Here is a 24,323-nt window from a genome sequence, read left to right as displayed (position 1 = left end):
AAGTAATTAGGTTAATTATATACCAATTGATTATGATTATCAATATCAATTAATCGCTGTGCATATATAACTAGGCGCTAACTGCAACCGATTTAATTTCCAAAAAATAATTGATTCCATTAGTTACAAAGAACTATAATTTGGAATAAATAACTTCATTTTGTCGAATAATGCCCGAAAATTGTCTACCTTCGTCGACAAGATTTTACAAACTCCTTATTATGCTACGAGTATAATAGAAGCATTACCACACGAGTGCTAAATAAGGAGCGTGCCCCGAAGCGAGCTATGGACAAAAAACACTTGCTTAAACAATTGCAGTCGCTGCGGCTAAAGCTTCATGAAATAGCCGAAGCACGCGGCAGCTTGACAGATCCGGATGTTCTAGCAATTAGCGAAGAGGCCGATCAGCTTATTGTTGCGTTACAGTATATACAAAGAGATGAGCTAACCCACATTACGATAAGCCGCAACGACTAGTAGGCTATATTACTTTTCCCGAAGTCGGCGGAAGAATTGTTTGAGCAATAACGCGCATTCAGGCTGCAGAATACCACTAGTGAGCTCCGTTTCATGGTTGAAACGGGGCTCTTGCAGTAAGTTCATAAGCGTGCCCGCGCATCCTGCTTTTGGATCAGCAGTACCGTACACCACACGTTTGACACGGGACTGGACGATGGCGCCCGCGCACATTGGACAAGGCTCCAGCGTGACATATAATGTACAATCCAATAATCTCCAAGCGCCGATGCGATCGCAGGCGTCACGGATAGCTACCATCTCGGCATGCGCGGTTGGATCAAACTGCGTTTCTCGCAAATTGTAGCCTCTCCCTATGATTTCATTGTTTCTGACAATTATCGCTCCGATAGGCACCTCACCAATTTGCTCGGCTTTTTTTGCTTCTACAATCGCTTCTTGCATCCATTTTTCGTCCTCTTGTTCTCTCAGCATGAATTAAAGCTCCTTTACAAATTAATCATTATACAACGAACAAATATTCTGTTGTTAACATGTAGTGGATAACATTGTGGATAAGTGTGACGATATGCACATAAATACTCACATTTTATTCAGGGATGTGTACAGTAACTGTTGATAGTGTGTATAAGTTGTTAATAAACACGTTTTAGTGTAAAAGGATGTGTCGGTCATTGTCGATTAAGATGAAATTTTCCGTCTTGATTACGCTTATTGTATTTACCTTTTTCATCATACACCACATTCTAGGCGAGTACTCCATGATGCAGGGTATGAGGGAACAAGCGCGCCAAACCATGCAGGATACATCCATGCACATTGCCCAGTCATTTTCTGCATATGAGCAGAAGCCTGGACCCGGCACGCTATTTCAAGAAGGAAACCCGTCAACACCCGAGCATATCTTTGAAATAGTGAAAACAATAAATCCAAATATAAATGAAATAACGGTATTTGAGCAAGACACCCTTTCCGTTCCCTATGGCTCGTATACTTATGTAGATGCGATAGGCGATCAGTCCATTATAACCAAAGCAAGGAAGAGCGGCTTCGAGTTGAGAAAAATGGTAATCAACGGGAAGCCTTACTATAGAAGCTTTTATTATACAAAACCAACTGGCAATTATATAATTAGCGTTGTTTATGATGGTGTGGGTATTAAACAGATTATCAATAAAAAGCGCGGCGATACTTTAATGTATACGGGGATAATGATGGTGCTTGTATTCGTCATCAGCTATTCATTGGTTGGCGTCATGATCAGGCCGCTGAAGGATATCTTATGGAAGGTTAATGAGGTATCCTCGGCCAGGTTTCAACAGCCAATTCGAATAAAGCGGAAGGACGAATTTGGCTTGCTCGCTCTCAAGGTCAATGCCATGTCGCAGAATCTTAGCATCTATATGAACAAGCTGCGCAAAGCATTTGAAGAAAACAGGCGCATGAAGGAACACTTGGAATCATTTATTAACCATACAAGCGATGCGATCCACTTGATTGATTTAGATGGCAAAGTGATTCAGGTTAACCGAGCATTCGAGCTGCTGTTCGGCTATGAAGAGGAGGAAGCCATCGGGCTCGTTCATCCCATTCTTCCGATCTCGCATGAAGCTGAGCTTAGACAAATGTTGAATCAAATTTTATCGGGGAAGGTGCTTCCCACACAGGAAACGATGCGCATGACCAAGCTTGGCGAGTTGATTCCCGTTAGCGTGACCATATCACCTATCCGTGATTCGGACGGAACCATACGCGCATTTGCCAGCATATCAAGGGATATGAGAAGCCGCAATAAAATGGAGGAGTTGCTGCGCAGGTCGGAGAAGCTGACGACGGTCGGGCAGCTTGCGGCTGGCGTAGCTCATGAGATACGTAATCCGCTCACAACGCTTCGTGGGTTTCTTCAGCTGCAGCAGGAGAGCAAGAAGCTTGCTCTCTCGCATGTCGCACTGATGCTGTCAGAGCTCGACCGTATCAATTTAATTGTCGGGGAGTTTCTCATTTTGGCCAAACCGCAGGCAACAAGATTCGTCACCAAGGATTTGAGAGATGTGCTGCAGGATGTCATTGCTCTAATGAATAGCGAAGCGCTTCTTCACAACATTGAGTTTCGCGTCTCCCTGACTGAAGAAGGTTGCTTGATTTCGTGTGAGGAGAATCAGCTGAAGCAGGTCTTTATCAACCTCATTAAGAATGCAATTGAAGCGATGCCAAGCGGCGGGAGGATTCATATCCACATTACGCATAAACGCGAGCATATCACGATAGCGATTACGGATGAAGGCATGGGGATACCGGAGGAAATGATTTCGAAGATTGGAGATCCGTTTTTTACGGGCAAAGAGACGGGTACCGGTTTAGGAATTATGGTTACCCAGCGTATCATTAATAGCCACCGAGGAACGATGGAGATCAAAAGTCAGGTCAATGTGGGAACGACGATAAATTTAATGCTTCCGGCTTTGAAAGAAGCGAGAGAGAACGGTATACTGGAAGCATGAGTTACGGTACGGATTTCATTGAAGCTTGAATCAACTAGGGATTCACAAAGCCGGTCCTCTGGCAACGCATTAACCGGGTATAGTGTCGTGTTGGCAGGAGCTACCGGCTTGATTGGGAATGCTTTGCTTGTTCAACTGCTTCGCAATCCTCTGGTTAGGAAGGTAACGGTACTCTCTAGGCGATCATTCGATATGGATCGCACAGTCTCGGCAAGCGAAAAGGCGAAGCTTCATATGATCGTGGCTGATCTTGCGAGCATGAACGAAGCATTAGCGCAGGTAGAGGCGGATGTTGTATTTTGTACGCTAGGCACGACCATAAAGATAGCCAAAACGAGGGAGGCTTTCCGAAGGGTCGATTACGAGTATCCGTTTATGCTGGCGGAGTGTGCTCAGCACATTAGTGCTTCGGTGTTCTCTGTCGTTACGTCAATGGGGGCAGATTCAGGTTCGCGTATCTTTTATAGTCGCGTGAAGGGGGAGCTGCAAGATGCGCTTGCGGGGCTGCGCCTGCCAAACATTCATGTTTTTCAGCCTTCCCTGCTGCTTGGTGAGCGACATGACGTACGGCCGGGTGAAGCCTTTGGGGCGATTGCCTCCAAAGGGCTTGCATTTGCAATGATCGGTCCATTGCGCAAGTATCGTCCCATTAAAGGCGAAGATGTTGCCCGGGCAATGGTAAAGGCAGCAGAAGAGGTATTGGACAGAGACGCGGCAAGCCCTCTAGACGGTAGGCAAGCAGCCATGCAGTATTTTACATCGGACCAGATTGCCGATTTGGCAGTACATACAACGGGGTGAATCAGTTTTGAGAATCAATAAGTTCATTAGTGAAACGGGATACTGCTCTAGACGCGAGGCAGATAAGCTGGTTGACAGCGGCCGCGTTACGATTAACGGAGCTACGGCACAGCTGGGCAGCCAAGCAGAGCTGGGCGACGATGTACGCGTTGACGGTCAGAAGATCGGAGAGCAAAAAAACCATGTCTATATCGCACTCAACAAGCCAGTTGGCATTACAAGCACAACTGAGCTTCATATTAAAGGAAACATTGTGGATTTTGTCGGGCATTCGGAGCGTATATTCCCGATTGGAAGGCTGGATAAGGACTCAGAGGGCTTAATTCTTCTCACGAATGACGGCGATATCGTGAATCCTATTCTGAGGTCGGAAGGCAAACATGAGAAGGAATATTTGGTGACGGTAGACAAGCCGGTAACAGATTCCTTCTTGAAAGGAATGGCGAGCGGCGTTCATATTCTAGGCAGTATGACGCTGCCTTGTGTGGTTACAAGAGTGACGGACCGTGTGTTCCGCATTATTCTAACAGAAGGCCGCAACCGTCAGATTCGCAGAATGTGCGAGGCTTTTGGCTATCATGTAAGAAGATTGCAGCGGCAGCGCATTATGAACGTCCAGCTTGCCGGTCTGCATGTTGGGAAGTGGAGAGATTTGACGGATGCCGAGAAGGCCGCTTTATTCGAAACGTTGAATTATAAACCGGTCTAAAGATGACCATTATATACAAAAGCCTTGAATGTCACTCTTGATTAAGAGTGGATTCAAGGCTTTTGTTGTATTACTTGGCAACGGTCAGCTTCTGAGCGTTGGCCTCATTGGAATAGGAATGCATAATCGATACTTCTACACGACGGTTTTTGGATTTGCCTGTTGCCGTCTTATTATCGGCAACGGGGCGATACTCGCCATAGCCGATCGCACTGAAGCGCTCAGGCTTTAGCTGTTTGTTCTCAAGCAGGATATCCATGAATCGAATAGCACGCATGGAGCTTAAATCCCAGTTCGATTTGAAAAACACGGTCGATATAGGAGTCGTGTCGGTATGACCGGATACAATAACCTCATAGTCCGGATATTGTTGAAGCATTTTGCCGATCGCAACGGCCAGCTCTCTCGATTCAGTCTTAACCGTTGCTTGTGCCGGAGGAAATAAAGCATTGTCGCTAATCGTGATCATGAGCTGAGAGAGATTAAGCTTGGTTTCCAAATCAGTCGTGAGACCGTTTTTCTCAATATAAGCGTCAATCTTCTTTTTTAAATCTTCCAGATCCTTCTGTTCTTGCTCCATAATGGCCTCGCGGGCTTTTTCTTCAGCGGTCTGGTCTTTATCTTCATTGTTTTCTTTGCTTTCATCTTTCGAGTCGATAACGCCGCCGGCCTCATCTTGTTTCTTGCCGTCGTCATCACCCGATTCTACGATAGCTGTTTCCGTTAATATACCGCTCCCCGTACTAAGGGCAACGCTAAACGCTTTGGACATTTCTTCGAACTTCTTTACATCGACTGAGTTCATGGAGTACAACACGATAAAGAGCGCGAGCAGTAGAGTGAGCAAATCGGCGTAAGGAATGAGCCAGGATTCGTCTACATGCTCCTCATGTTCTTCATGCCTATGCTTTCTGCTCAACGGCGCCTTCCTCCTTCTCCCTCATCTTAATTCTTTCCGTAGGTGTAAGGAATACAGATAGCTTCTGATTGATAGCAATGGTTGAAACGCCGGATTGAATGGAGAGAAGTCCTTCTACCATCATCAAGCGAATTTGAATTTCTTTTTTAGACATGCGCTTCAATTTGTTCGCAATTGGATGCCATAGTACATAACCTGTAAAAATACCGAGCAGCGTCGCAATGAATGCACCTGCAATCGCATGAGCGAGCTTAGCCATATCACTCATATCGGCTAGTGCTGCGATCAGCCCGACAACCGCTCCGAGTACCCCGAGCGTTGGCGCGTATGTACCGGCTTGCGTGAAGATAAGTGCTCCTGCTTTGTGGCGGTCTTCCGTTGCGGCAATATCCTCAAGCAATACATCGCGAACGAAGTCCTGATCGTTGCCGTCAATAATCATGCGCATGCCGTTCCGAAGGAATGTATCTTCAATTTCATCGACTTTAGCTTCAAGAGCGAGCAAGCCTTCTCGGCGGGTAATAGATGCCCATTCCATGAATCGTTGGATAAGCTCATCACGCTGCGGCAGCTTTTGCTCGGAGAAAACCATTTTGAACAGCTTACCGACCTTGGAGAGCTCGGACATTGGGAAGGCGATCATAACCGATGCCACGGTTCCCAATATAATAATCATATAGGCAGCTGGGTTTAAAAGAGACGATAGATGCGCTCCTTTTAAAACCATCCCTCCGAGCACAGCGACTAACCCTAGTACAAGACCGATAATTGTTGAATTTTTCATCATACACCCCGTCCAAATCATTTTCGACATTTCTCTACTTCTTATATTATCGTCAAATGGGCATTCTGAAGTTAGAGTAAATGAAACGTTTTGATGACATACACGTTAAAATTTCTAAAATGCGGTAGAATAGTAGAGAGATGCACACAAAAATGAACAATGATAAAGGTGGTAAACACAAATGGGCGTAAGACATGCAAGGGAATATGCGGATATATTGAAGGATTTGACAGCAGCGGTAGCCGAAATAGAGAGCAGCTATACTTTTTTTGAGATGGAAGCGGATGAATGGGCGGTGCTGCCGGTGGAGGATCGACATGAGGTTATGGAAGCACTAGCAGATGACGTATTCTTTGGTTTAGGTGAAAATCCGGTCATTGAAGTGGGCACAGGCGTGATTACCTACAATAATAAGCATCACGTAATCGAGGTTTCCCAAGATGATAAAGTTACCCAAATTATTAGATTGATATAATATTCGACAACTATTCAGCGTATGGGCGAAGATTTCTGTCGGATCTTTACATTTATTGTCGACTCTATTACAATGTTATTCATCGAAGCATGATAGATAATTTAACACAGATATAACATAGAGGAGATCGCTATGAAGGAGTGCTCATCATCGCTGCTGCCGAAGGCGCTTGGGTTAGACGGTGAAACGTTAGCCGCATTTTATCAGCCCGTTATTGCAATGGATACACGACGAATTATGGGCTATGAGGTGCTTGGCCGAGCGGTAAAGGATGATTCGGTACGCAGCCTGGGTCCTTTTTTCTGCAATGCTGAGATTGCAGAGGAGGATCACATCCTTGTGGACCGGCTGCTCCGCGAGCAAGCATTCTCAAAGCTATCTTCAATGGAAGAGCCGCCAATGCTTTTCATAAATTTGAAGCCTTCTTGGATTTACCGCTACGAGGACAACGGCGAGCTTTATACATTGTCTTTGCTTGATAAGTACGGTATTGATCCTAAGCGGATTGTAATCGAAATAACGGAAGAAAGCTTTCAAGGTTCCATGGAGAGGCTGCGCTCCGTTGTCGATATTTATCGCCAAAAAGGGTGCTTGATTGCCATTGATGATGTTGGCAGCGGATTCAGCAGTACGGATCGCATTGCTCATATTCAACCGAATTTGCTTAAGATCGATATCCATATGATCAAAAAGAGCGCGACGCATGACGGTTATTTCGGCGTGCTGCGCTCCTACTCAGATCTCGCGGAACAGATTGGAGCATCGCTGCTGGTAGAGGGAGTTGAAACGCGAGAGGATTTGGCTCGTTCAATACAAGCTGGGGCAAGGTACATACAGGGCTTTATGTTTGCCAGAGCTGAGCCTGAATTCCGTGATCCTGCATGTTTTTCGGCAGTAATAGAGGCTGAGCTTGAACGGCATCTGATGCATTATTTGGGATCGGAGCGCTATTGGCAGAGGCAATCGGAGCAGCTTGCCGAGCAACTAGTTGAGCTCGTGAAGGAAGCGGAGTATCGGGGCCAGAAGGATGACTGGATAGAGGATCTGCTTCCAAAGTTGTACGGACACTGTATAAGGGTCTATTTGTGCAATGAGGATGGTATCCAGCTTTCAGCGAATTATGGGCGCGACTCGGATCAAGAATGGCATCGTGAAGAGCAGTACAGAGGAGCGAACTGGAGCTGGCGTCCTTATTTTGTGCCTAACTTGGTGCAGTTAAATGAAACGAGAAGGGCAATTGTATCGCGCGCCTACACGGATCTCGACTCTCATGCCTGGATTCGGACTGTGTCCGTGCTGGTTGCGCCTGGACTTATATTATTTATGGATTTGAAGGATACGGAGCGAGCTGCCAAGCGAATTCAAGTCCCCGCAATTCCGTAAACCATGCAATGGCATTCAGCGAAGCCGGCTGGGGTAGCGCGCGAGTACGTGTCTGTTATCCGGAAACCAGCTTGCTGATAGGCGCGTATGGCACGCGTATTCCTGGCAATGACCTCCAAATCAATTTCATTGTTCGGGGTGCGGCGCATTGCTTCCGAGACAATCAGCTTGGTAAAGGCAGGCCCTAGTCCGCGGCTGCAGAGATCAGGGCGAAGCCCAAGCCCAAGGCGGGTGACGCCGGCAATAGGGAAGAACTGCGCGAAGCCCATCAGCCCAAGCTGATTATCCAATACAGCTGCATATTGAGAAGCACGAAGGACGGAATCGCCAAATTCGATTTCGTCTTTTTTCATATGCTCCCAGGCCGGCCAATTATAACAATGAAATGGAGCCTCATAACGCCAACTGCATATTTCCATCGCATGAGAGATCTCGAGCGGGTGTATGGTCATATCGAGTATTTCTCGATTATAATGGTGGGAGCTTTGATTACTGGTCATGGACCCGGCACCTCCGTCTGGCTGAATGGCCTGATTTAATGGGTAAAAGGCTTCAAATAGGTTTATTATATCAGATAGGCGCAAGAAGATCGTGCGTACATAAGGAGAAACAAGAATATGAAGAAATTAATATGGCTTGGTTGTCTGTCCTACCTCATTATCGGGGTTGCCCATGTTGTGGGCGGTTCAATATTAGAGCAGCTTATCGCGCATTATCATCTCGAATATAAAGATGGCGGGCAATGGATCATGAACCAATTTCTTGGGTTTTTGGTTGGCGTTTTGCTTGCGCCGTCCATTACGGCGAGAGTAGGCAAACGTGGCGCGGTGCTTATCGCAATGGGAGTGCTTACGCTGAGTGAAGCGGCTTACAGCCTTCTGCTTCCGTGGGGATGGATGCTTGCGATTGCTCCGCTCGCTGGGCTGGGCTTCGGAATGACCGAAGCGGTAGTTGGCGCTATGATCATTGACATGGCGAAGAATGGCAAGGCATCGGCGATGAGTCGCCTCGAAACCTTTTTCGGCGTAGGTGCGCTATTGATTCCCATTGCAGCGGCGTATCTGATTCAGCAAAGCATTTGGCAGGTATCGTTTCCGATACTAGCCGCAATGTCGGGCATTACCTTTGTTCTATGGCTGACGATGTCATTTGGAGAAATAGACGATCAATTAGGCTATATTCCGCAAAATAAGGAAGAGAGTGCAGCCCATGCAGACAAGCAAGCGAACAGAAATGCGCGTACGGCAGGCGCATCGTTCTTTTTCGGCTATCCGCGCAAGGCTCTTCCGTTTCTGTTGTTATCCGCGTTGTTCTTTATGATTTATGTTGGCATGGAAATGAGCTTCTCTAACTATCTGCCGTCCGTCCTAATCGTACGCTCGGAAGTGGGAGAGTCCAGTGCTGCAGCGGCACTCAGCTTATTCTGGGGCACTATGGTGCTTGGAAGGCTGTTCGCAGGCGTGCTGGCCGATCGAATGGGCTATTCAAAATATTTGTTGATCGCTACGGCAGGGGCATCCGTTATTTTTGTTCTCATGGCAGTAATGGGCGAGTTGAGCTGGATGCTGGCTCTCGTTGCGCTTAGTGGATTGTTTTTCTCCGGCATCTTCGGAATCGCCCTCGTGTACGCGAACGAGCTCATTCCAGGGATGACTGAAAGAACGACGAGCCTGCTTGTAGCTTGCGGCGGCCTTGGGGGAGCGATATTCCCGCGTGTAACAGGCTGGTTCATGGACCAATTCGATGTGCAATCTACTTTATGGTACATCACCTCTTTAGTGGTAAGTATGCTGCTGCTGCTTTCGGTCATGCTCATTCTGGGCAGGAAGCAGATGCGGGCAATAAACGCCGAAGGTTGAAATGGAATTAGCTTTTAGCTTTTAAAAAAGTCAAAAAACCTCCGCATTTGCTGTTTCAAAGCAAATGCGGAGGTTTATTTATTAGTAAATACAAGAAATGGTTTCCTTACTTGTCCAATATTTGGACGAAGATGCTGGTTGTCTATTTAAGAATCGTTTTATAAACTTCAATCGCCCTGGCGCGCGAAGCCTTTAAGTCCACGATTGCGCCGCTTTGCGGCAGGTGAATCTCTTTATCGGACAAATGGTCCAAATGAGGAAGCCAGCGCCGGATATAGCTTCCGCTCGGATCATGCGTCCGGGATTGAATCGCGGGATTCATAATGCGGAAATAAGGTGCGGCGTCGTAGCCAAGCGAGGAGCACCAGAGCCAGCCTCCGCGGTTAAGGGTGTTGTCGTAGTCGCTTAGGTGGAGCCGGAAATATTGCTCGCCGAGAGTAAAGGGACAGAGCAGGTTTTTGGTCAAAAACATGGCGGTAACCATTCGCAAGCGGTTCGGCATTTCACCCGTCCGGTTCAATTGCGTCAAGGCTGCGTCTATAATCGGAATGCCTGTTGCAGCCGTCGACCATGCTTTGAAATTCGTGTCTGTTAGCGGGCTCAGATCGGCAAGCTGTTCATATTTGAAAAAGTCTTCATGATACATCGCCTGGTACAAGTAGAAGTCACGCCATGCAAGCTGGCGTATCCAAGCCTCGGATCCATGCAAGCCTTGCGTAAGCTCATAGGCACTGCGTGCCGATATGGCTCCTGTATTCAGAAAGCGTGCAAGTCCGCTCGTTTGATCATTGGCATACGCGTCGCGGGCATCCCCGTAAGAAGCGAGGCGTTCCCGTACAAAGCGATCCAGCCTAGCAAGCGATTTGGGTGAGCCCTCCACATTCGTGCCTCCAAGCGCACAGGATACGGCCTCCGGAAGCGCGAATGCATGGCAAGCGCTCTGGTCTATTTCTTGCACGGTGGAGAGGTCGTCGATTGTGGTGCTGCCCATAGGGCTGTACGACTCCAGCATAAAGCTGCCCCACATTCGGTAGAATGGCGTAAATACTTTGTATGGCTCCGCTCTCCTTGCGTATGCAGGGAAGGCTTCAAGATCGGCAAGCGGCGCATCGGCAATTGGCATCCAGCGGCGACCTATACGTCGAACGGCTTGTCCGATTTGGTCATCTCGTTGCCTAGAATAAGGGGTATAGTCCGAGTGGACGATAACCTCCTCGATAGGGTGGGCAAGCAGAAGCGACTCCGTTATCGCAGCAGGATCGCCATAAAGCACATGAAGCTCTTTTCCTGCGCTAGCATAGCTGAAGAGCAAGGAAGCGGCCTGCGCCATAAAGTTGCGGCCGCTATGGCTTGTCAGCCGGCCCTCCCCAATAAGAATGGGATCTATGATCAACAAATGTATGCCTTGTGTATGTTTTCTGTTTATATAATCAAAAGCGCGCATATCCGAGGTACGCAGGTCCTTGCGGTGAATAAACAAATACATCGGGTATTTCTCCTTCCCTGAATGCGGCAGCATGCACACTGCAATCAGCTTGTAATGAAACAGCAAAGCCGCAAGTCGTTTGTCGTCAGAGGACAAAAAACTGCGGCTTTGCTGATTGAGTCTACCTTAGCAGCTCTCTAAGAGAGGGGATAGGTTGCTCTATTGTGCGTCGGCATACGATTGGAAAGAATCCGCGTCCATGACACGACGTGCAGTCACATAACGGTCTTCATAATAAGAGGAGCTAAGTTTGTCTGTCACAACGCCTCGGCTGGAGGAAGAATGTGCAAACTTGCCGTCTCCGATGTAAATGCCAACATGGGATACGGTGCTGTTATTGCCACCGACTGTGTCGAAGAACACAAGATCTCCCGGAATTAGGTCAGCCTTAGCGACCTTCGAACCTGATTTTGCTTGCGAACCGGAAGTACGTGGAAGTTCAATGCCCATTTTATCGAACACATAGCTCGTAAAACCGGAGCAATCGAACCCTCTCGACGTGGTTCCGCCGCTTTTGTACGGACTACCAATAACATCATTGATGAATCCGTTCAGTTTTGAGTCTGCGAAAGCGCTTCCCGCTTGGAAAGCGAGCACGAGAACGAGACCCAGGAGTAGTGCTGTAATCTTTTTCAATTGTGAAACTCCTTCCAATGCCGACGAGGTTAGCTGTGGGGTTCGGTTGAAGGTTCCCTATGATTCCTCAGGCGCGCTGCGATAAATCAGACGTCGGAATCAATTCACCCAGAGTGGTTCCCCCGTTTCCCGATAGGGAATTAGGCCGTTTTTTATTGCTCTTGAGAATTATTCGATTATTTTCATTGATCTCCTGCCTTTAATTGCAAATTCTAATAATTCTCATGTAACCTTTTGACTATTTCCTTCGTTTAACCGTTTTTTGTGTAAGATAAACGATCATTAGTAGTTCTTTCTTACTAAATGAGTTAACTCAATTTCATTAATTATGTGAATACCTTGTAAAATATACCGATTCGTCCGCTGGCTGTGAATGGCATAGACAAGTCTAAAGTCCCGCAGTTGGCGGTAAATGAATGATTTGCGAGAAAAAGATTAGAAAATTTTCATGCAAAAAACCTCTGAATGAACAGAGGTTTTGTTGTGATTTGTATATCTCCGCTTGAATACAGTGTCCTATTTGGCCGTGATGATTTTCTCTGATATCAACTGAGGCTCGGCATTCTTCTGCTCCATCCAGAAGCGCAGCTTGTATCTTCCGGCGTATTTGAAATCATAAGAGACAAGCTTGGAGCTGAACCAGAAGGTGTCCTTCTCGACAAATTCCTTGAAATCATCATCCGCTTGGCTGCGCCTATCAATTGTTATTTCTTTGTCGTTAGGATCCGTAAGCGTGACCTTGAATTCCGTTATCGCTACATTCAAATTGTCGATTTGCGCTTGTACCAAGAACTTCTGGACGCTTCCCTTTTCCACCTGACCGAACATGGTTCTTTTCTCGTTCATCATAAACATGTGGACGTTCGGTTTTTGGATGACAAGCTTCTTTTCGCTGCCTTTCCATTGGATAAAAGCCTGCAAGGAGTCGGATAACGAGCGAATGTTGATATACACTTTGTCGTCGACAAGAAGTCCGTCTTCCGACGATTGCTTATTATTGTAAAGCAGCGTAACCTTCTGCATTAATTTGTCTGCTGCAACGATTGAACCGCCGGCGAGTAGCAGGGCCATTGATAAAATGACTAGTTTTTTACGCATCATTTGCGTGTATCCTCCAACTTTTAATTTCATACAACTATTTATACAGAAATGACATCGTTTAGTTGCGCTGGAATTACAAAAAAAAGCCTTCATTTCCACATCATTCGTGGAGTTGAAGGCCTACTCGCGCTAAAGCTGTTTCGTTTGAAGGCAATCGTACTGAGCGGCTATCGTCCACACCTTCATTAGCGTGCGAATGAGGTGGTAGCCCTGATGCAATATGAGCGCGAACAGCCCAGCCCACAGCATGGATAAGCTTGTGACCACGAGCCCGGCCGCAGCGCCGATTCCCCACATTATGAGCGAGATAGCCGCATAAGAGAGGAAGTTGCGGAGTGCGCGCCACAGGGAACGGAATACGCCTTCTCCCGATGTGGCCCCGAACTGCATGGCGAGAAACATCAAATGCAGCACAGTGCCCCAGAGCAGCCACAGTGCGGCCCCTGGAAGAACGGCCTGCAGCAGCTCAGTCGTGGAGCCGCTCTCAAGGAGAGCGTCTAATGAACGCGGCAGCACATACCAAGCAGGTGCAATGGAAAGTACGGCTTCTATCCAGTAAAGCAGGACGACCGGCTTCCACGTTTTTTTAATGCCCTCCAGGAAGCGCGTGCTGCCGTCTGAGCGTGCTTGATTGAACGAATAGAATAGCCCGGCGTTGAATAATGGGGTGAGCAGCATTCTTGCCGCCAAAAGGCCTCCTAGCATCCATACATAAGGAGAGATAATATCGGTCTTGAACAGCTGGAACTGCGCCTCGGTCATGAAGACCTGGGCTGCCGTGTCGGACGGATAAGAGCCCGGATATCTTCGCAGCAAAGGCGACACGACCGAATCAATAAAGCGGTAGAGGAAAAATCCCCACAGCAGCTGGTATAGAAATAATAAGATGACAAGGTAGAAATGCTTGACTGCCAGTTGCCAGCCTTGCTTGACATGTATCTTCATCGTTTATCGCTCCTTGAACGCAGTTACTTACCAGCTCAGCGACCCGAGCAGACCTTCAATCAGCTTGACCGTACCGAGGCTCCATCTCGTTCGCGTGTCTTCGGGCAGCTGGGCCTGCATATAGTTGTTGATGAGCTTGTTATCGAGCACATTGCTGTATTTGGGGTCAACCATCGCCCATTCGAGCGGAGTGGAGTGCAGGAGCTTATATTGCATATGCGATTCTTCCGCATGCCATAGCTTTGTGACCTCTGAGCCGTCTTTAAAGCGCATGAGAATTTTTATGTCGCCATTGGTGCCGCCGTTCTTTTTGACAAGGACGATGGACTCGTACATGTTGGCGCCATCCTGCGTGACAGGACGGACATGAATGGATTCGATCGAGAAGTCTGCCATTTGATCGTCATATACGTATTGGCTGAAATAATCATGCCATTTGGTCTTGGTCACCTGCTCCACAACCCGCTGGAAGTCGGATGAAGTAGGGTGCTTAAATTTGAACTTCTGGAAGTAAGTGCGCAGAATTTTCTGCATCGTTCGGGAGCCGACCTGATTCTCGATGCCGATTAGCACAAGCTTGGCGCGCATATAGACGTTTTCGGCATATTGCGAATGGCTGCCATACGCCCACGAAGGCTGCTTCAAAGGGGCAGGATCGGTCATGTAGCTGGCCTCCACGCGCAGATTGGATTCTACGCCATACGTCGTCTCCATCACCTTATCCTCCGCATAAGACGTAAAGCCTTCATCCAGCCACGCTTCTTCGAATTCGTTGGAGGCGACCATTCCGTACCAATACTGGTGTCCGATCTCATGAACGACCGTACGTTCCAGATCGTAGCCTGGATTCTGCTTCTCCGCAGCGAAGGCCGTGATGAGGGTAGGGTATTCCATTCCGCCGGCGCCGTTTGCTCCTTTAGGCGGTACGACAATCGATAGCGTGCTATAGGGGTACTCCCCATACCATTTGGCGTAGCTCGAGAGTGCTGATTTGGCAGCATGCATGTAGCGGTCCTTCAAGGCGGCGTGCGACGGGTCTAGATAGAGCTTTATACGAACGCCTGGTATGCCCTTATCGGAATAGGCCGTCTCTTCATAGACGAAGTCGGGAGAGGCCGACCATGCAAAGTCGTGCACATCATCTGCATAAAACTGGTAGACCTTCATTTGATCCTTGATTTCGATAGGCTTGGTTTGAAAGCCGGTAGCGGCCACGGTGTAAGCTTCCGGCACTTTAATTCTTACGCTGTAGATGCCGAAGTCGCTGTAAAATTCGGAATTTCCGTGATACTGGTGAACATTCCAGCCCTCGGCTGTTCGTCCGCGTGTTCCAGTCGGCTCATAGACCGCAATTTTGGGAAACCATTGCCCCGCCATCACAAAATCACCGGAATAGCCCATTCTTGCGAACACCTCGGGCAGCTTTACTTCATAGCCCATGCGAAGCGTAACCGACTTCCCCGGGGCTACAGGCTCAGGCAGCCGGATTTTGGCCAAGGTGAAGTCATTATCGTTGCCGTCATCAGGCTGAACGTATTGCAGGCGCGGCAGCAGGCTTTCGCCATCAAGCGTCTCCAGCGTAAGCAGCTTCATGTAGCCCTTGCTGTTCAGCGTTGCCTCATCCTGCCGCAGCTTGCCTCCCGATTCCTTCATGAAAGTGGATTCATCGGACTGGAAGGCATTCGGGTATAGATGGAAGTAGAGCTCGGACACCTCTTTTTTCCCAGGGTTATTCCAAGTGACCGTTTGGTCCCCGTTCAATCCCTTGGCATCATCAACCAAATGCACGCTAATATGGTACTCAACAACACGATTGCTGAGCTCCTCCGGCTTTGGCGTCATGACGGTGTTTGGTTCCTGCACGGTTGGCGGCTTGGCCGATTTCGGCGCAGGAGCAGGTGCTTGCTTGGCTTTGGCGGCGGGGGCAAAAGCATACGTATATTGGGATTGCCAAGCATTCCCGAAGCCGTAGTGCACCGATAAGCCGAGCATGACGACTGCGAGTATTACGAGTAAAATTCGTTTGAAATAGCGTGGAGTCATTGAACGTTTCCCTCCCGTTGACAAGCATCTACAGCATGTATATGTTTGCTTTTCGATGATTATTAGCTAAAATGGAATTATTGTATGGGGAAGGTGTGAATACGCATGACGGAAGAACAAGGACAGCCGGCTCAGCCGGAAAAAAAGGAAAAGAAATCACTGTCGCTCAACGTAGTGAGCAGCAAACAACATAAAGGCTTTGGTGCAGGGACAATCGATCTAAGCGCCGTATCCTGTGTCATTATCGATGACGGAGTCGCTTATATCGATGTTGGGGCCATGCATGCCAAAAGCAAGGTGGAGCGCGGCATCAAGTTCACGCCAAACAAAGAGGACACGCCGAACGGGCGCCAGTGCTGGATCGTCTGGGTAGCCGTTGACCGCAACGAGGAAGGGTCATATTACGCCGGCGCAACGGCATGCGAAATGCTGATTGATTCCGAGGCGCGCCGGGGCTGGAAGATTCTAGCCGACCACGTTAATAAGCTGGATCATTCCATCAAACGCCGCTATAACCTGACCGAGCTTGGCGAGGTAGAGAGAGCGGCGCTGCGGAAGCTTCTGGTCGAACACAACCAAGAATGGTGGGACCGCTCGCCCGAAGAGCTTAAGCAGTCGCTTGGCGGGTAGGAAAACGCAGCAGCGGCAAAGAAGCAAGGTGTGCGCTTGCGGCAATAAAGGATAAGAACCTCATCGTTCGCAGGGGCACGCCCTTACGAATGATGAGGTTTTTGCGTGAGCGGATGCATTTGCGCAAGAGCTGAAATTATTTTTGACGGCAGTGCAGGGGAAGAGGGACTGGCTGGCGTCTATTGGATTGGGAAGGAGTGGAGCGACATTCAAGATGAAGATTGGATCAAGGCGGTGCAGAAGGGCGGGCCCGAGCATTATGGCCCTTTTGTGCAAGCATATGGTCCTTATATATATAGAACAGTCTTCGCAGTGCTTCATTCTCCGCATGATGCGGAGGATGTTACGCAGGAAGTGCTGCTGCAAATCTATCGCTCCCTTCCGGATTGCCGATTAGATGGATTGAAAACCTGGATAACGCGCATTGCCGTTAACCGATCGATTGATTTCAAACGAAGCAGGGCGCGAAGGCCGGAAGAGCTTGGGGACAGCGACACCCTATCGGAAAAACAGCAGGAGGATAACGCGGTTATGCCCGCTGCCGAGGTGGTTGCGATGGAACAAGCGGATCGGAAGCATATCCGAGACCGGGTAGACGAGATGCCGAATAATTATCGCGAGGTCGTCATGGCTTATTATATGGAAGATAAGTCGTACGAGCAGATAGCCGCTGAAACGGGACTGGAGCTTAAGAGCGTAGAGTCAAGGCTGTACCGGGCTAGAAGCTGGATGAGGCGCCACTGGCGGAAGGAGGATTTCGAATGAGAGATGAGCATATCGCGCAGGATCGAATGATTCTGTACGTGAAGGACAAGTTGACGGGTGTTGAACGGTCAGAGGCAGAACGGCATTTGGCCGGCTGCGATTTGTGTTTGCAGCTTTTGATGGATGCCATTGCATGGTCGGAGGAAGAGGAGCTTTCAGCCTCATTCGCCGAGAATAGCTCTTCTCGCTTAATCCTTCCTGACATGGCTTTGCTTGAGCAGCGTGTGGTAGGACAGCTAATGGAAGAGCTTCGGCAAGAAGCCGTTGCATCTAAGCGGCATGTGTCCGAATCCAAGCTGGAAAAGGCGCCGCGCCTGCGCACCTGGCTGCAGCATCCAATCACACACTATACGATTGCAGCCTCCATTACGCTGCTGCTGCTTATAAGCGGAACATTCGCCTCCTTCTCGCAGAAACTGGTTCAACATGATCTGAATGAGAATCGCCAGCCGATCGTGGAGCCGAAGCCTGATGAGGACGACAACAAATATTCGGAATCATGGTCGGATCAGATCGTTAACCAAACCGGGTCATGGTTGGACAGCTTGAAGGCTACCCGTTTTAAACCATAAAACCATAATAGAAAGGAATGATACAGCATGAACAAAAGCCCCTTATTGGCATTTTTACTCGCATTCCTGCCCGGTGTCGGGCATGGATATATCAATCGTCCCGTACGCGCAGTGCTGTACGGCGGAGGTTTTTTTGGCTCACTTGGCCTGATGCTGCTTATTGCGATTACCGGCGCTAGCATGGATGACGGGTTTATGTTTTTCTTGGTGTTCGTGGCGCTCATCACATGGATCGTGAACATGGTCGATATGCTGTTTACGCTGCTTGTTGGCAAAGGCGTATCGCCGCATGTGGTTCAGCATCCTTTCGAACACCCCGGCGATCACTTCGGTCCCGGCTTTGTACCGCTTGCGCTTGAGCAGCAGCGAGAGAAAACGAGAACGATCCTGTTCTCCTTCATACCTGGACTGGGCCATATGAATATGGGTCTTATGCAGCGCGGCATCACGATACTTATTTCGTTTATCGGATGGTTTGCGATCATCGTATTTCTGAGTGCGATTATTCATAGGGGAGAGCTGCTCGTATTTCTGCTTGCTTTGCCCGTGATTTGGATCTACAGCATGTTCGATGCGATAAGCCAGCTGAATGCCAAGCATCGCGGCGAGCTTCTTATGGATCGGGCTATATTCGAGGATATGGAATCGTATATCGCCTCCGGACGCAAGAGCAAGGTGCTGGCGATCGCATTATCTATTTTCCCAGGAGCGGGACATCTTTATTTGGGCTTGCAAAAACGAGGGCTGCAGTTGATGGGCGGTTTTCTACTGACCATATTCATTATGGACAATCTGCGGCTGTCGCTGTTCTTCTTCCTGCTCCCGCTGTTCTGGTGTTATGCGTTCTTTGATGCGCTGCAGCAGGCTTCGCGTTATGAGCGGGAGGACCTTACGGACGAGCCTGTCCTTACGCAGCTGGTTCCTTATCAAAGATGGTTTGGGATCGGGCTGCTCGGATTCGGCGTTTATTATTTAATGGACCGTGTCGCTGCCGAGGTTACGTCTCATTTCTCGAGTCAGCTGTACAATCAATATATGCAGGTCAAATACATGATTCCGACTGCTGTCGTTGCTTTTATAATGATTATTGTGGGATTGCGCCTAGCCTTCGGCAATCGGCCATCTACTGATATATTCAGAGGAAAGCCGCCTGAGCTGCCAAAGTCGCGTATTCCAAAACGTGAGGAGGAGTCGCATTGAACACGGTAATCCCGCCGCATGCAGCTCAAGCAGTCGTTCATGAGCCGATAAATATCCGGACATGGCGCGTAGGCTCCCTTTCCATGGGGGTAACGCTGATGCTCATCGGTACGGCGCTCGCGGTATCGCTGTGGCAGGACATGGAGGCATTCGAGGTGCTCTTGTGGGTTGCTCCCGTTGTATTTATTATGCTCGGGGCTGAGCTGCTGCTTTATTTGAAGTTTTCGAATAGCAATCGCACGGTCGTTCGCTACGATTGGATGAGCGTGTTTTTTGTTGGCGCAATCGGAACGGTGAGCTTAGGGCTTGCCCTTCTCATGTCTACGGGATTATTCGATGAGCTGCAAAGAGGACTGAATATGACGCAGCGTACGGCTTTCGTCGAGACCAAAACGGTAAAGGTGCCTGCGAGCATCAATAAGATCGTCGTGCAAGCATGGGATGGGATTGAATTGGACCAAACGGATGCTCGGGAGCTGCAGCTCATTGGCCAAGTTCGTTATCGCTCTTCGGAGAAGCTGGACCGGCTGGACAGCAAGATCATGCAGACCGAGATCATTGGCTCAACCATGTATGTTATGGTCGGTGCAGTCGATCGGCGTGATAGCGGGCTCATCTCTGATTCGGTTGATACTAGGCTGACCCTGATTGTGCCGAAGGGCGTTGAGGTAGTGGAAAAAGGACGTTAATGCTGACTTAATAGCTCGTAAAAAGACCTTGGAGAATTCTCATTCTCCCCAAGGTCTTTTTGCTTTACCGGTCACTGAGTAACTGGCCTGCAACCTTTTATTCGTGTAGGTGTGTGAAAACTGACCGTTTTGTAGGATTGTTCATTACACGATCTTTTGTAGGACTGGTCATTATACGCTCTTATGAAGTGGGCTTTGCTGGTTCAGACTTGCTATTACGGTCTCAAGAGGAGCGAGGAGGCGGTAAGAGCCTCGCAGAGGCACATAGCCCAGCTTGCGATTAATGGATAGGATGGGTACATTCAGCGAATCGTTATCGGTACGAATGTAGGAAGCCCCATGCTCGAGGGCAAGCTCAATCGCTTTTATCTTCAAGGCTAGAGCGACTTTTCTGCCTCTATAGCTGCGACTTACGCCCGTATATTCGTGATACATGCCGTTCGTCTGAAGATTATGCAGCACGTTGGTTACACCGACAAATGTATCTCCATCGGCTGCTATGATCACCCGTTCGGGTGCGAAGCCATCGACCTTCAAGTACCATTTGAGCCATTCTTCATAGGCAGGCACCTCGCCCATAAATCCGGGAATATCAACTAACGACTCCTTGTACAGCGCATAAAGTTTATGATCGCTTACTTCGCCGGGCTCATCGGAAAGCGTGAGAAAGCGCAGGTCGGGCTGTTCAGGCGCAAGAGCTGCGTGCCGGCATTCTCCGGAATCGAGCTGAAGCAGCGATTGAAAGGCATGGCGTTCGATCGCAAAGCCGCGTTTGGTCGCGAATTGTCTAGCCTCGGCATGGTCGTCCCACACTTCTGCGAGCAGCGCGGCTGCACCGAGCTTCGATGCCCATTGTGTGATATGACGCAGCAGCAAGCTGCCTATACCACGGTTGCGGTAAGCCTCATCCACAATGAGGGTGTTGCACAAGTAGCCGGGCTCTGTCCATGGCGCCCGCCAAGACCATGCAAAACCTACGATTTCTCCGTGCTCGTTAACGGCTGCCTGGCGCTCTCGGTCATACCCGCCAAGCAGACCATTTTCGTCCATCCACGTGTGTCCTACTTCATACAGCTTCTGATCGTCTTCTAGAAGGCGCTGCGCGGTGGTCGGCTCCGACCACACTTGATTCAGTAACTGGGCTAGCTGCTCGTAGTCGCCTGGGAGCTGCAAGGGCCGAAGAGTAATGGTTATCTTGATCACCTCATGATTTTAGTAAACTCGTTTATAGGGAGATTGTGGCATATTTATTGCGGAAGATGCTAGGGAGAGTTTGGCTATATCCAATAAAGAACAGTGGGAGGCCTTGTTGTAATGCACGAAAAAGACCGTACCAGTCGCAACGACTTCGGTACGGTCTTATTAAGCGCAGTCGGCGTTAGCCAACAGCATTGTAGGTCATAATCCAAATGGAGCCGGCTACGATCGTGAGCAGAATCACGAGTCCGAAAATGAGCGCCATTAGGTTAAAGCGAGGCTTCTCTTCATCGCGGATATGCATGAAGAAGATAAGCTGAACGGCGAACTGCAAAATGGCCATAATGAGAATGAGCACGGTAGTCGCTGTTTTGCCGAGCATATCATTCATGACGACGACGAGCGGGATAATCGTCAGAATGATGGAGAACAGGAAGCCGATAACATAGGACTTCATCGAGCCGCCATGAGCTTCGTGCTGCGCATCATGACCATGCGAGTTATGGTTCGACATCCTACATCACCCCCATCAGATAAACGATTGTGAATACGAAAATCCAAACGACGTCCAAGAAATGCCAGTACAAGCTGATGATGCCGACCTTGCGCTTCGTAACGGGAGTAATTCCGCGGCGGCTAAGCTGAAGCATAAGCGCAATCATCCACACAAGGCCGACCGAAACGTGAAGTCCGTGCGTACCAACTAGAACAAAGAACGCGGACCAGTAAGCGCTGGTGCCGATATTCGCACCTTCGTGCACCAAATGGATGAACTCGTTAACCTCAAGAAAAATAAAGGAAGCACCGAGCAAAGCGGTGATGGCAAGCCACAGAATTAGACCGCGCTTATTGCCTTTGTTCATCTCAAGCACCGCAATTCCGCTCGTGAAGCTGCTGGTCAGCAGGATGAAGGTCGAGATAATAATCCCGTTCATCTCAAGCAGCTCTGCGCCTGTCGGGCCTCCGTCTGTATTGAGACGGAGGACGACGAAGGTAGCGAATAAGGTACCAAATAGAATAACGTCTGTTATGAGAAACAGCCAGAAGCCGAACATTTTCATCGATTCTTGATCGTGATGCTCCTCATGGTGGCCGTTGCCGTGTCCGCCATGTGCTCCTGCCGGGTTGGATACTGCATGTGCCATTATTTTGTCCCCCTTAATGCGGCTTCCGTACGTTCAATCTCATCTACCGGAATATAATAATCGGTATCGTAGGAGAACGAACGGGCGAGCATGCATATGGCTACGCCGATCAGGCCTGGTATGGCCATCCACAGCCAATCCCATACGAAGCCGAAGCCAGCCGTAAACCAGCAGAGCGACATGATGAACGGGATACCGGAGTTTTTCGGCATATGAATCGGCTCAAGCGGTGCCAATGGCTTGGCAGGCTGGCCGTTCGCAATGCGCTGCTTCTCTTCCCACCACTCGTCTTGGCTTGTAACCTGCGGCAAGCGGGCGAAGTTATAAAGCGGCGCAGGTGACGGAATAGACCATTCAAGCGTGCGGCCATCCCATGCGTCGCCGTCTTTTTCTTTTTTGAAGAAACGAATGCTATGGGCAATCTGCCACACTTGGAATATAAATGCGATACCCATCAAGAATGCGCCGACAGTGGATACGACGTTAAGCGGCTGCCAGCCCATATCGAAGTCATAGGCGTTGAAGCGGCGTGTCATTCCCATTAGACCAAGTGCGTACTGTGGCATGAAGCAGACGTAGAAGCCGATGTTCCAGAACCAGAAAGCCCATTTGCCAAGGCCTTCATGAAGGCGGAAACCGAACATTTTTGGCCACCAGTAATAAAGGCCCGCGAAGTATCCGAACACGACGCCGCCGATCAGCACCTGATGGAAATGCGCGATTAGAAAGTAGCTGTTATGGAACTGAAAGTCTGCTGGCGCCACGGATAATAGCACGCCGGTCATACCGCCTACTACAAAGCACGGTATAAAGGCTATCGTCCACATCATCGGCGTCGTAAACGTAATTCGGCCGCGGTACATCGTGAACAGCCAGTTGAATATTTTGACCCCGGTAGGGATGGCAATGAGCATCGTCGTCAAAGCGAAGAACGCATTAACGTTGGCCCCGGAGCCCATGGTGAAGAAGTGATGCGCCCAAGTAAAGAAGGAAAAGAAGCTGATGGACATGAGGGCGAATACCATCGATTTGTAGCCGAACAATTTTTTCTTAGAGAAAGCCGATACGATCTCGGAGAATATACCGAACGCTGGCAAGATGACAATATATACCTCGGGATGTCCCCACATCCAGATGAGGTTGATGTACATCATCGGATTCCCTCCGCCGTCGAGCGTGAAGAAATGCGCGCCAAGATAGCGGTCAATGAATAGCAGGAATAGAGTTACGGTCAAGATCGGAAAGGCGAACATGATCGTAATGCAAGATGACAGCACGGACCATACGAACATCGGCATTTGCATAAGCTTCATGCCTGGTGCGCGCATTTTGAGAATCGTGACGACAAAGTTAATGCCGGTTGCCAAGGAGCCGATACCCGAGATTTGAATACCCCAGATATAGAAATCCTGACCGAGACCCGGACTTCCCGAAAGCTCTGACAACGGCGGGTAAGCCAGCCAGCCTGCATCCGGCGATCCGCCGATAATGAATGAAACGTTGAACAGCATGGCGCCGAAGAAGAACATCCAGAAGCTGAGGGAGTTCAGGAACGGAAAGGCAACGTCGCGTGCCCCGATCTGGAGCGGAACGACGATATTGAACAAACCGAACATAAGCGGCATCGCCATAAACAAAATCATGATAACGCCGTGCGTGGTGAATATCTGATTATAATGCTCAGGCTGCAGGAACTCCACCTCTGGGGCGGCAAGCTGTACCCGCATGAGCAGTGCATCTACGCCGCCGCGGAACAGCATAAGGATAGATGCAATGATATACATGATGCCGATTTTCTTATGATCGACGCTGGTTAGCCATTCGGTCCAAAGCCAGCGCCATTTTTTGAAGAACGTAAGCACGAATATGATCGCGACGAGCGACAAGCCGATGGACACTTGAGCCCCTAGAATAAGCGGATCGCCAGTGACGAAAAATTCGGATGCGAATTCTTTAATTTTGTCTAACATGAGGGGTCCTCCTAAAAGTTTGTGGAACAAACT

Annotated in this window: 25 protein-coding genes and 1 riboswitch; of the genes, 12 read left to right on the top strand and 13 right to left on the bottom strand. The window is 49.0% G+C overall.

What is annotated here, in order from left to right; translation table 11 throughout:
- The first annotated feature begins 303 nt into the window (after positions 1-303).
- A complete protein-coding gene (locus FHS16_RS29840) occupies positions 304-480 on the top strand; it encodes an aspartyl-phosphate phosphatase Spo0E family protein (RefSeq protein ID WP_246432046.1) in 177 nt (58 codons plus the stop codon).
- 9 nt (positions 481-489) lie between these two features.
- On the opposite strand, the gene tadA is transcribed toward FHS16_RS29840, so the two are convergent.
- Positions 490-954 carry a tRNA adenosine(34) deaminase TadA gene (gene tadA / locus FHS16_RS29835; protein WP_183571124.1) on the bottom strand — a complete coding sequence of 155 codons (465 nt, stop codon included), beginning with the start codon at positions 952-954 and terminating at the stop codon, positions 490-492.
- Between the two features lie 200 nt (positions 955-1,154).
- Here tadA and FHS16_RS29830 point away from each other — a divergent pair, with 200 nt between their 5' ends.
- From FHS16_RS29830 to rluF, 3 genes are all read left to right on the top strand, one after another.
- Positions 1,155-2,981 (top strand): ATP-binding protein, encoded by a 1,827-nt coding sequence (locus FHS16_RS29830; RefSeq protein ID WP_246432045.1) that lies wholly within the window; start codon positions 1,155-1,157, stop codon positions 2,979-2,981.
- An 87-nt stretch (positions 2,982-3,068) separates the two neighbouring features.
- Positions 3,069-3,782 (top strand): NAD-dependent epimerase/dehydratase family protein, encoded by a 714-nt coding sequence (locus FHS16_RS29825; RefSeq protein WP_312891125.1) that lies wholly within the window; start codon positions 3,069-3,071, stop codon positions 3,780-3,782.
- Between the two features lie 7 nt (positions 3,783-3,789).
- Positions 3,790-4,491, top strand: coding sequence for a 23S rRNA pseudouridine(2604) synthase RluF (gene rluF, locus FHS16_RS29820; RefSeq protein WP_183571120.1), 702 nt, complete (start codon positions 3,790-3,792; stop codon positions 4,489-4,491).
- A 70-nt stretch (positions 4,492-4,561) separates the two neighbouring features.
- Here the strand turns inward: rluF and FHS16_RS29815 are convergent, their stop codons facing one another.
- Entirely contained in the window at positions 4,562-5,410 is an 849-nt protein-coding gene (locus FHS16_RS29815; protein WP_183571118.1) for a flagellar motor protein MotB, read from the bottom strand.
- Positions 5,394-6,194, bottom strand: coding sequence for a flagellar motor stator protein MotA (gene motA / locus FHS16_RS29810; RefSeq protein ID WP_183571181.1), 801 nt, complete (start codon positions 6,192-6,194; stop codon positions 5,394-5,396). The genes FHS16_RS29815 and motA overlap by 17 nt, the downstream gene beginning before the upstream one ends.
- A 181-nt stretch (positions 6,195-6,375) precedes the next feature.
- Here motA and FHS16_RS29805 point away from each other — a divergent pair, with 181 nt between their 5' ends.
- Positions 6,376-6,669, top strand: coding sequence for a hypothetical protein (locus tag FHS16_RS29805; protein WP_183571116.1), 294 nt, complete (start codon positions 6,376-6,378; stop codon positions 6,667-6,669).
- A gap of 132 nt (positions 6,670-6,801) precedes the next feature.
- Positions 6,802-8,052 carry an EAL domain-containing protein gene (locus FHS16_RS29800; protein WP_183571114.1) on the top strand — a complete coding sequence of 417 codons (1,251 nt, stop codon included), beginning with the start codon at positions 6,802-6,804 and terminating at the stop codon, positions 8,050-8,052.
- Here FHS16_RS29800 and FHS16_RS29795 read toward each other — a convergent pair.
- Positions 8,031-8,552, bottom strand: a complete 522-nt coding sequence (locus FHS16_RS29795; RefSeq protein ID WP_246432044.1) for a GNAT family N-acetyltransferase — start codon at positions 8,550-8,552, stop codon at positions 8,031-8,033. The genes FHS16_RS29800 and FHS16_RS29795 overlap by 22 nt on opposite strands.
- A gap of 117 nt (positions 8,553-8,669) precedes the next feature.
- On the opposite strand from FHS16_RS29795, the gene FHS16_RS29790 reads away from it, so the two are divergent.
- Positions 8,670-9,911 carry an MFS transporter gene (locus tag FHS16_RS29790; RefSeq protein WP_183571112.1) on the top strand — a complete coding sequence of 414 codons (1,242 nt, stop codon included), beginning with the start codon at positions 8,670-8,672 and terminating at the stop codon, positions 9,909-9,911.
- Positions 9,912-10,053: 142 nt separating this feature from the next.
- Here the strand turns inward: FHS16_RS29790 and FHS16_RS29785 are convergent, their stop codons facing one another.
- From FHS16_RS29785 to FHS16_RS29765, 5 genes are all read right to left on the bottom strand, one after another.
- On the bottom strand, positions 10,054-11,397 hold the full coding sequence (locus FHS16_RS29785; protein WP_183571110.1) for an FAD-binding domain-containing protein: 1,344 nt from the start codon (positions 11,395-11,397) through the stop codon (positions 10,054-10,056).
- Between the two features lie 159 nt (positions 11,398-11,556).
- Complete coding sequence (locus FHS16_RS29780) at positions 11,557-12,033, bottom strand: C40 family peptidase (protein ID WP_183571108.1); 477 nt, start codon at positions 12,031-12,033, stop codon at positions 11,557-11,559.
- A 3-nt stretch (positions 12,034-12,036) separates the two neighbouring features.
- Positions 12,037-12,190, bottom strand: a riboswitch (cyclic di-AMP (ydaO/yuaA leader).
- Positions 12,191-12,549: 359 nt separating this feature from the next.
- Entirely contained in the window at positions 12,550-13,134 is a 585-nt protein-coding gene (locus FHS16_RS29775; RefSeq protein WP_183571106.1) for a hypothetical protein, read from the bottom strand.
- A gap of 129 nt (positions 13,135-13,263) precedes the next feature.
- Complete coding sequence (locus FHS16_RS29770; protein ID WP_183571104.1) at positions 13,264-14,079, bottom strand: hypothetical protein; 816 nt, start codon at positions 14,077-14,079, stop codon at positions 13,264-13,266.
- A gap of 27 nt (positions 14,080-14,106) precedes the next feature.
- Positions 14,107-16,122, bottom strand: a complete 2,016-nt coding sequence (locus FHS16_RS29765; protein ID WP_183571102.1) for a M1 family metallopeptidase — start codon at positions 16,120-16,122, stop codon at positions 14,107-14,109.
- A gap of 105 nt (positions 16,123-16,227) precedes the next feature.
- On the opposite strand from FHS16_RS29765, the gene FHS16_RS29760 reads away from it, so the two are divergent.
- The 5 genes from FHS16_RS29760 to FHS16_RS29740 all read left to right on the top strand — a co-directional run bounded on the left by FHS16_RS29760 (position 16,228) and on the right by FHS16_RS29740 (position 19,978).
- The gene (locus FHS16_RS29760) at positions 16,228-16,752 is read left to right on the top strand and encodes a YwhD family protein (protein ID WP_183571100.1); all 525 of its coding nucleotides are present in this window, start codon (positions 16,228-16,230) and stop codon (positions 16,750-16,752) included.
- 105 nt (positions 16,753-16,857) lie between these two features.
- Positions 16,858-17,517, top strand: coding sequence for a sigma-70 family RNA polymerase sigma factor (locus tag FHS16_RS29755; protein WP_312891122.1), 660 nt, complete (start codon positions 16,858-16,860; stop codon positions 17,515-17,517).
- Positions 17,514-18,089, top strand: a complete 576-nt coding sequence (locus FHS16_RS29750; RefSeq protein ID WP_183571098.1) for a zf-HC2 domain-containing protein — start codon at positions 17,514-17,516, stop codon at positions 18,087-18,089. The genes FHS16_RS29755 and FHS16_RS29750 overlap by 4 nt, the downstream gene beginning before the upstream one ends.
- A gap of 27 nt (positions 18,090-18,116) precedes the next feature.
- A complete protein-coding gene (locus FHS16_RS29745; RefSeq protein ID WP_183571096.1) occupies positions 18,117-19,289 on the top strand; it encodes a hypothetical protein in 1,173 nt (390 codons plus the stop codon).
- Positions 19,286-19,978, top strand: coding sequence for a hypothetical protein (locus FHS16_RS29740; protein WP_183571094.1), 693 nt, complete (start codon positions 19,286-19,288; stop codon positions 19,976-19,978). Before FHS16_RS29745 ends, FHS16_RS29740 begins: the two co-directional genes overlap by 4 nt.
- 171 nt (positions 19,979-20,149) lie before the next feature.
- Here the strand turns inward: FHS16_RS29740 and FHS16_RS29735 are convergent, their stop codons facing one another.
- From FHS16_RS29735 to FHS16_RS29720, 4 genes are all read right to left on the bottom strand, one after another.
- Complete coding sequence (locus FHS16_RS29735) at positions 20,150-21,181, bottom strand: GNAT family N-acetyltransferase (protein ID WP_183571092.1); 1,032 nt, start codon at positions 21,179-21,181, stop codon at positions 20,150-20,152.
- Positions 21,182-21,356: 175 nt separating this feature from the next.
- Complete coding sequence (gene cyoD, locus FHS16_RS29730; protein WP_183571090.1) at positions 21,357-21,689, bottom strand: cytochrome o ubiquinol oxidase subunit IV; 333 nt, start codon at positions 21,687-21,689, stop codon at positions 21,357-21,359.
- 1 nt (position 21,690) lies between these two features.
- On the bottom strand, positions 21,691-22,320 hold the full coding sequence (gene cyoC / locus FHS16_RS29725) for a cytochrome o ubiquinol oxidase subunit III (protein WP_183571088.1): 630 nt from the start codon (positions 22,318-22,320) through the stop codon (positions 21,691-21,693).
- Positions 22,320-24,290, bottom strand: coding sequence for a cbb3-type cytochrome c oxidase subunit I (locus FHS16_RS29720; protein WP_183571087.1), 1,971 nt, complete (start codon positions 24,288-24,290; stop codon positions 22,320-22,322). The genes cyoC and FHS16_RS29720 overlap by 1 nt, the downstream gene beginning before the upstream one ends.
- Positions 24,291-24,323: the final 33 nt, after the last annotated feature.

The organism is Paenibacillus endophyticus (assembly GCF_014192395.1).
Taxonomy (GTDB): Bacteria; Bacillota; Bacilli; order Paenibacillales; family Paenibacillaceae; genus Pristimantibacillus; species Pristimantibacillus endophyticus.
Note: the sequence above shows the minus strand (reverse complement) of the source record. Positions and strands in the feature narration are given on the sequence as shown.

Coding starts and splice junctions, on each gene's coding strand:
- FHS16_RS29800 (WP_183571114.1), top strand. CDS start 6,802: ATGAAGGAGTGCTCATCATCGCTGCTGCCGAAGGCGCTTGGGTTAGAC.
- FHS16_RS29750 (WP_183571098.1), top strand. CDS start 17,514: ATGAGAGATGAGCATATCGCGCAGGATCGAATGATTCTGTACGTGAAG.
- FHS16_RS29745 (WP_183571096.1), top strand. CDS start 18,117: ATGAACAAAAGCCCCTTATTGGCATTTTTACTCGCATTCCTGCCCGGT.
- FHS16_RS29770 (WP_183571104.1), bottom strand. CDS start 14,079: ATGAAGATACATGTCAAGCAAGGCTGGCAACTGGCAGTCAAGCATTTC.
- FHS16_RS29765 (WP_183571102.1), bottom strand. CDS start 16,122: ATGACTCCACGCTATTTCAAACGAATTTTACTCGTAATACTCGCAGTC.
- FHS16_RS29790 (WP_183571112.1), top strand. CDS start 8,670: ATGAAGAAATTAATATGGCTTGGTTGTCTGTCCTACCTCATTATCGGG.
- tadA (WP_183571124.1), bottom strand. CDS start 954: ATGCTGAGAGAACAAGAGGACGAAAAATGGATGCAAGAAGCGATTGTA.
- FHS16_RS29795 (WP_246432044.1), bottom strand. CDS start 8,552: ATGACCAGTAATCAAAGCTCCCACCATTATAATCGAGAAATACTCGAT.
- FHS16_RS29805 (WP_183571116.1), top strand. CDS start 6,376: ATGGGCGTAAGACATGCAAGGGAATATGCGGATATATTGAAGGATTTG.
- cyoD (WP_183571090.1), bottom strand. CDS start 21,689: ATGTCGAACCATAACTCGCATGGTCATGATGCGCAGCACGAAGCTCAT.
- FHS16_RS29720 (WP_183571087.1), bottom strand. CDS start 24,290: ATGTTAGACAAAATTAAAGAATTCGCATCCGAATTTTTCGTCACTGGC.
- FHS16_RS29760 (WP_183571100.1), top strand. CDS start 16,228: ATGACGGAAGAACAAGGACAGCCGGCTCAGCCGGAAAAAAAGGAAAAG.
- FHS16_RS29785 (WP_183571110.1), bottom strand. CDS start 11,397: ATGTATTTGTTTATTCACCGCAAGGACCTGCGTACCTCGGATATGCGC.
- cyoC (WP_183571088.1), bottom strand. CDS start 22,320: ATGGCACATGCAGTATCCAACCCGGCAGGAGCACATGGCGGACACGGC.
- FHS16_RS29775 (WP_183571106.1), bottom strand. CDS start 13,134: ATGATGCGTAAAAAACTAGTCATTTTATCAATGGCCCTGCTACTCGCC.
- motA (WP_183571181.1), bottom strand. CDS start 6,194: ATGAAAAATTCAACAATTATCGGTCTTGTACTAGGGTTAGTCGCTGTG.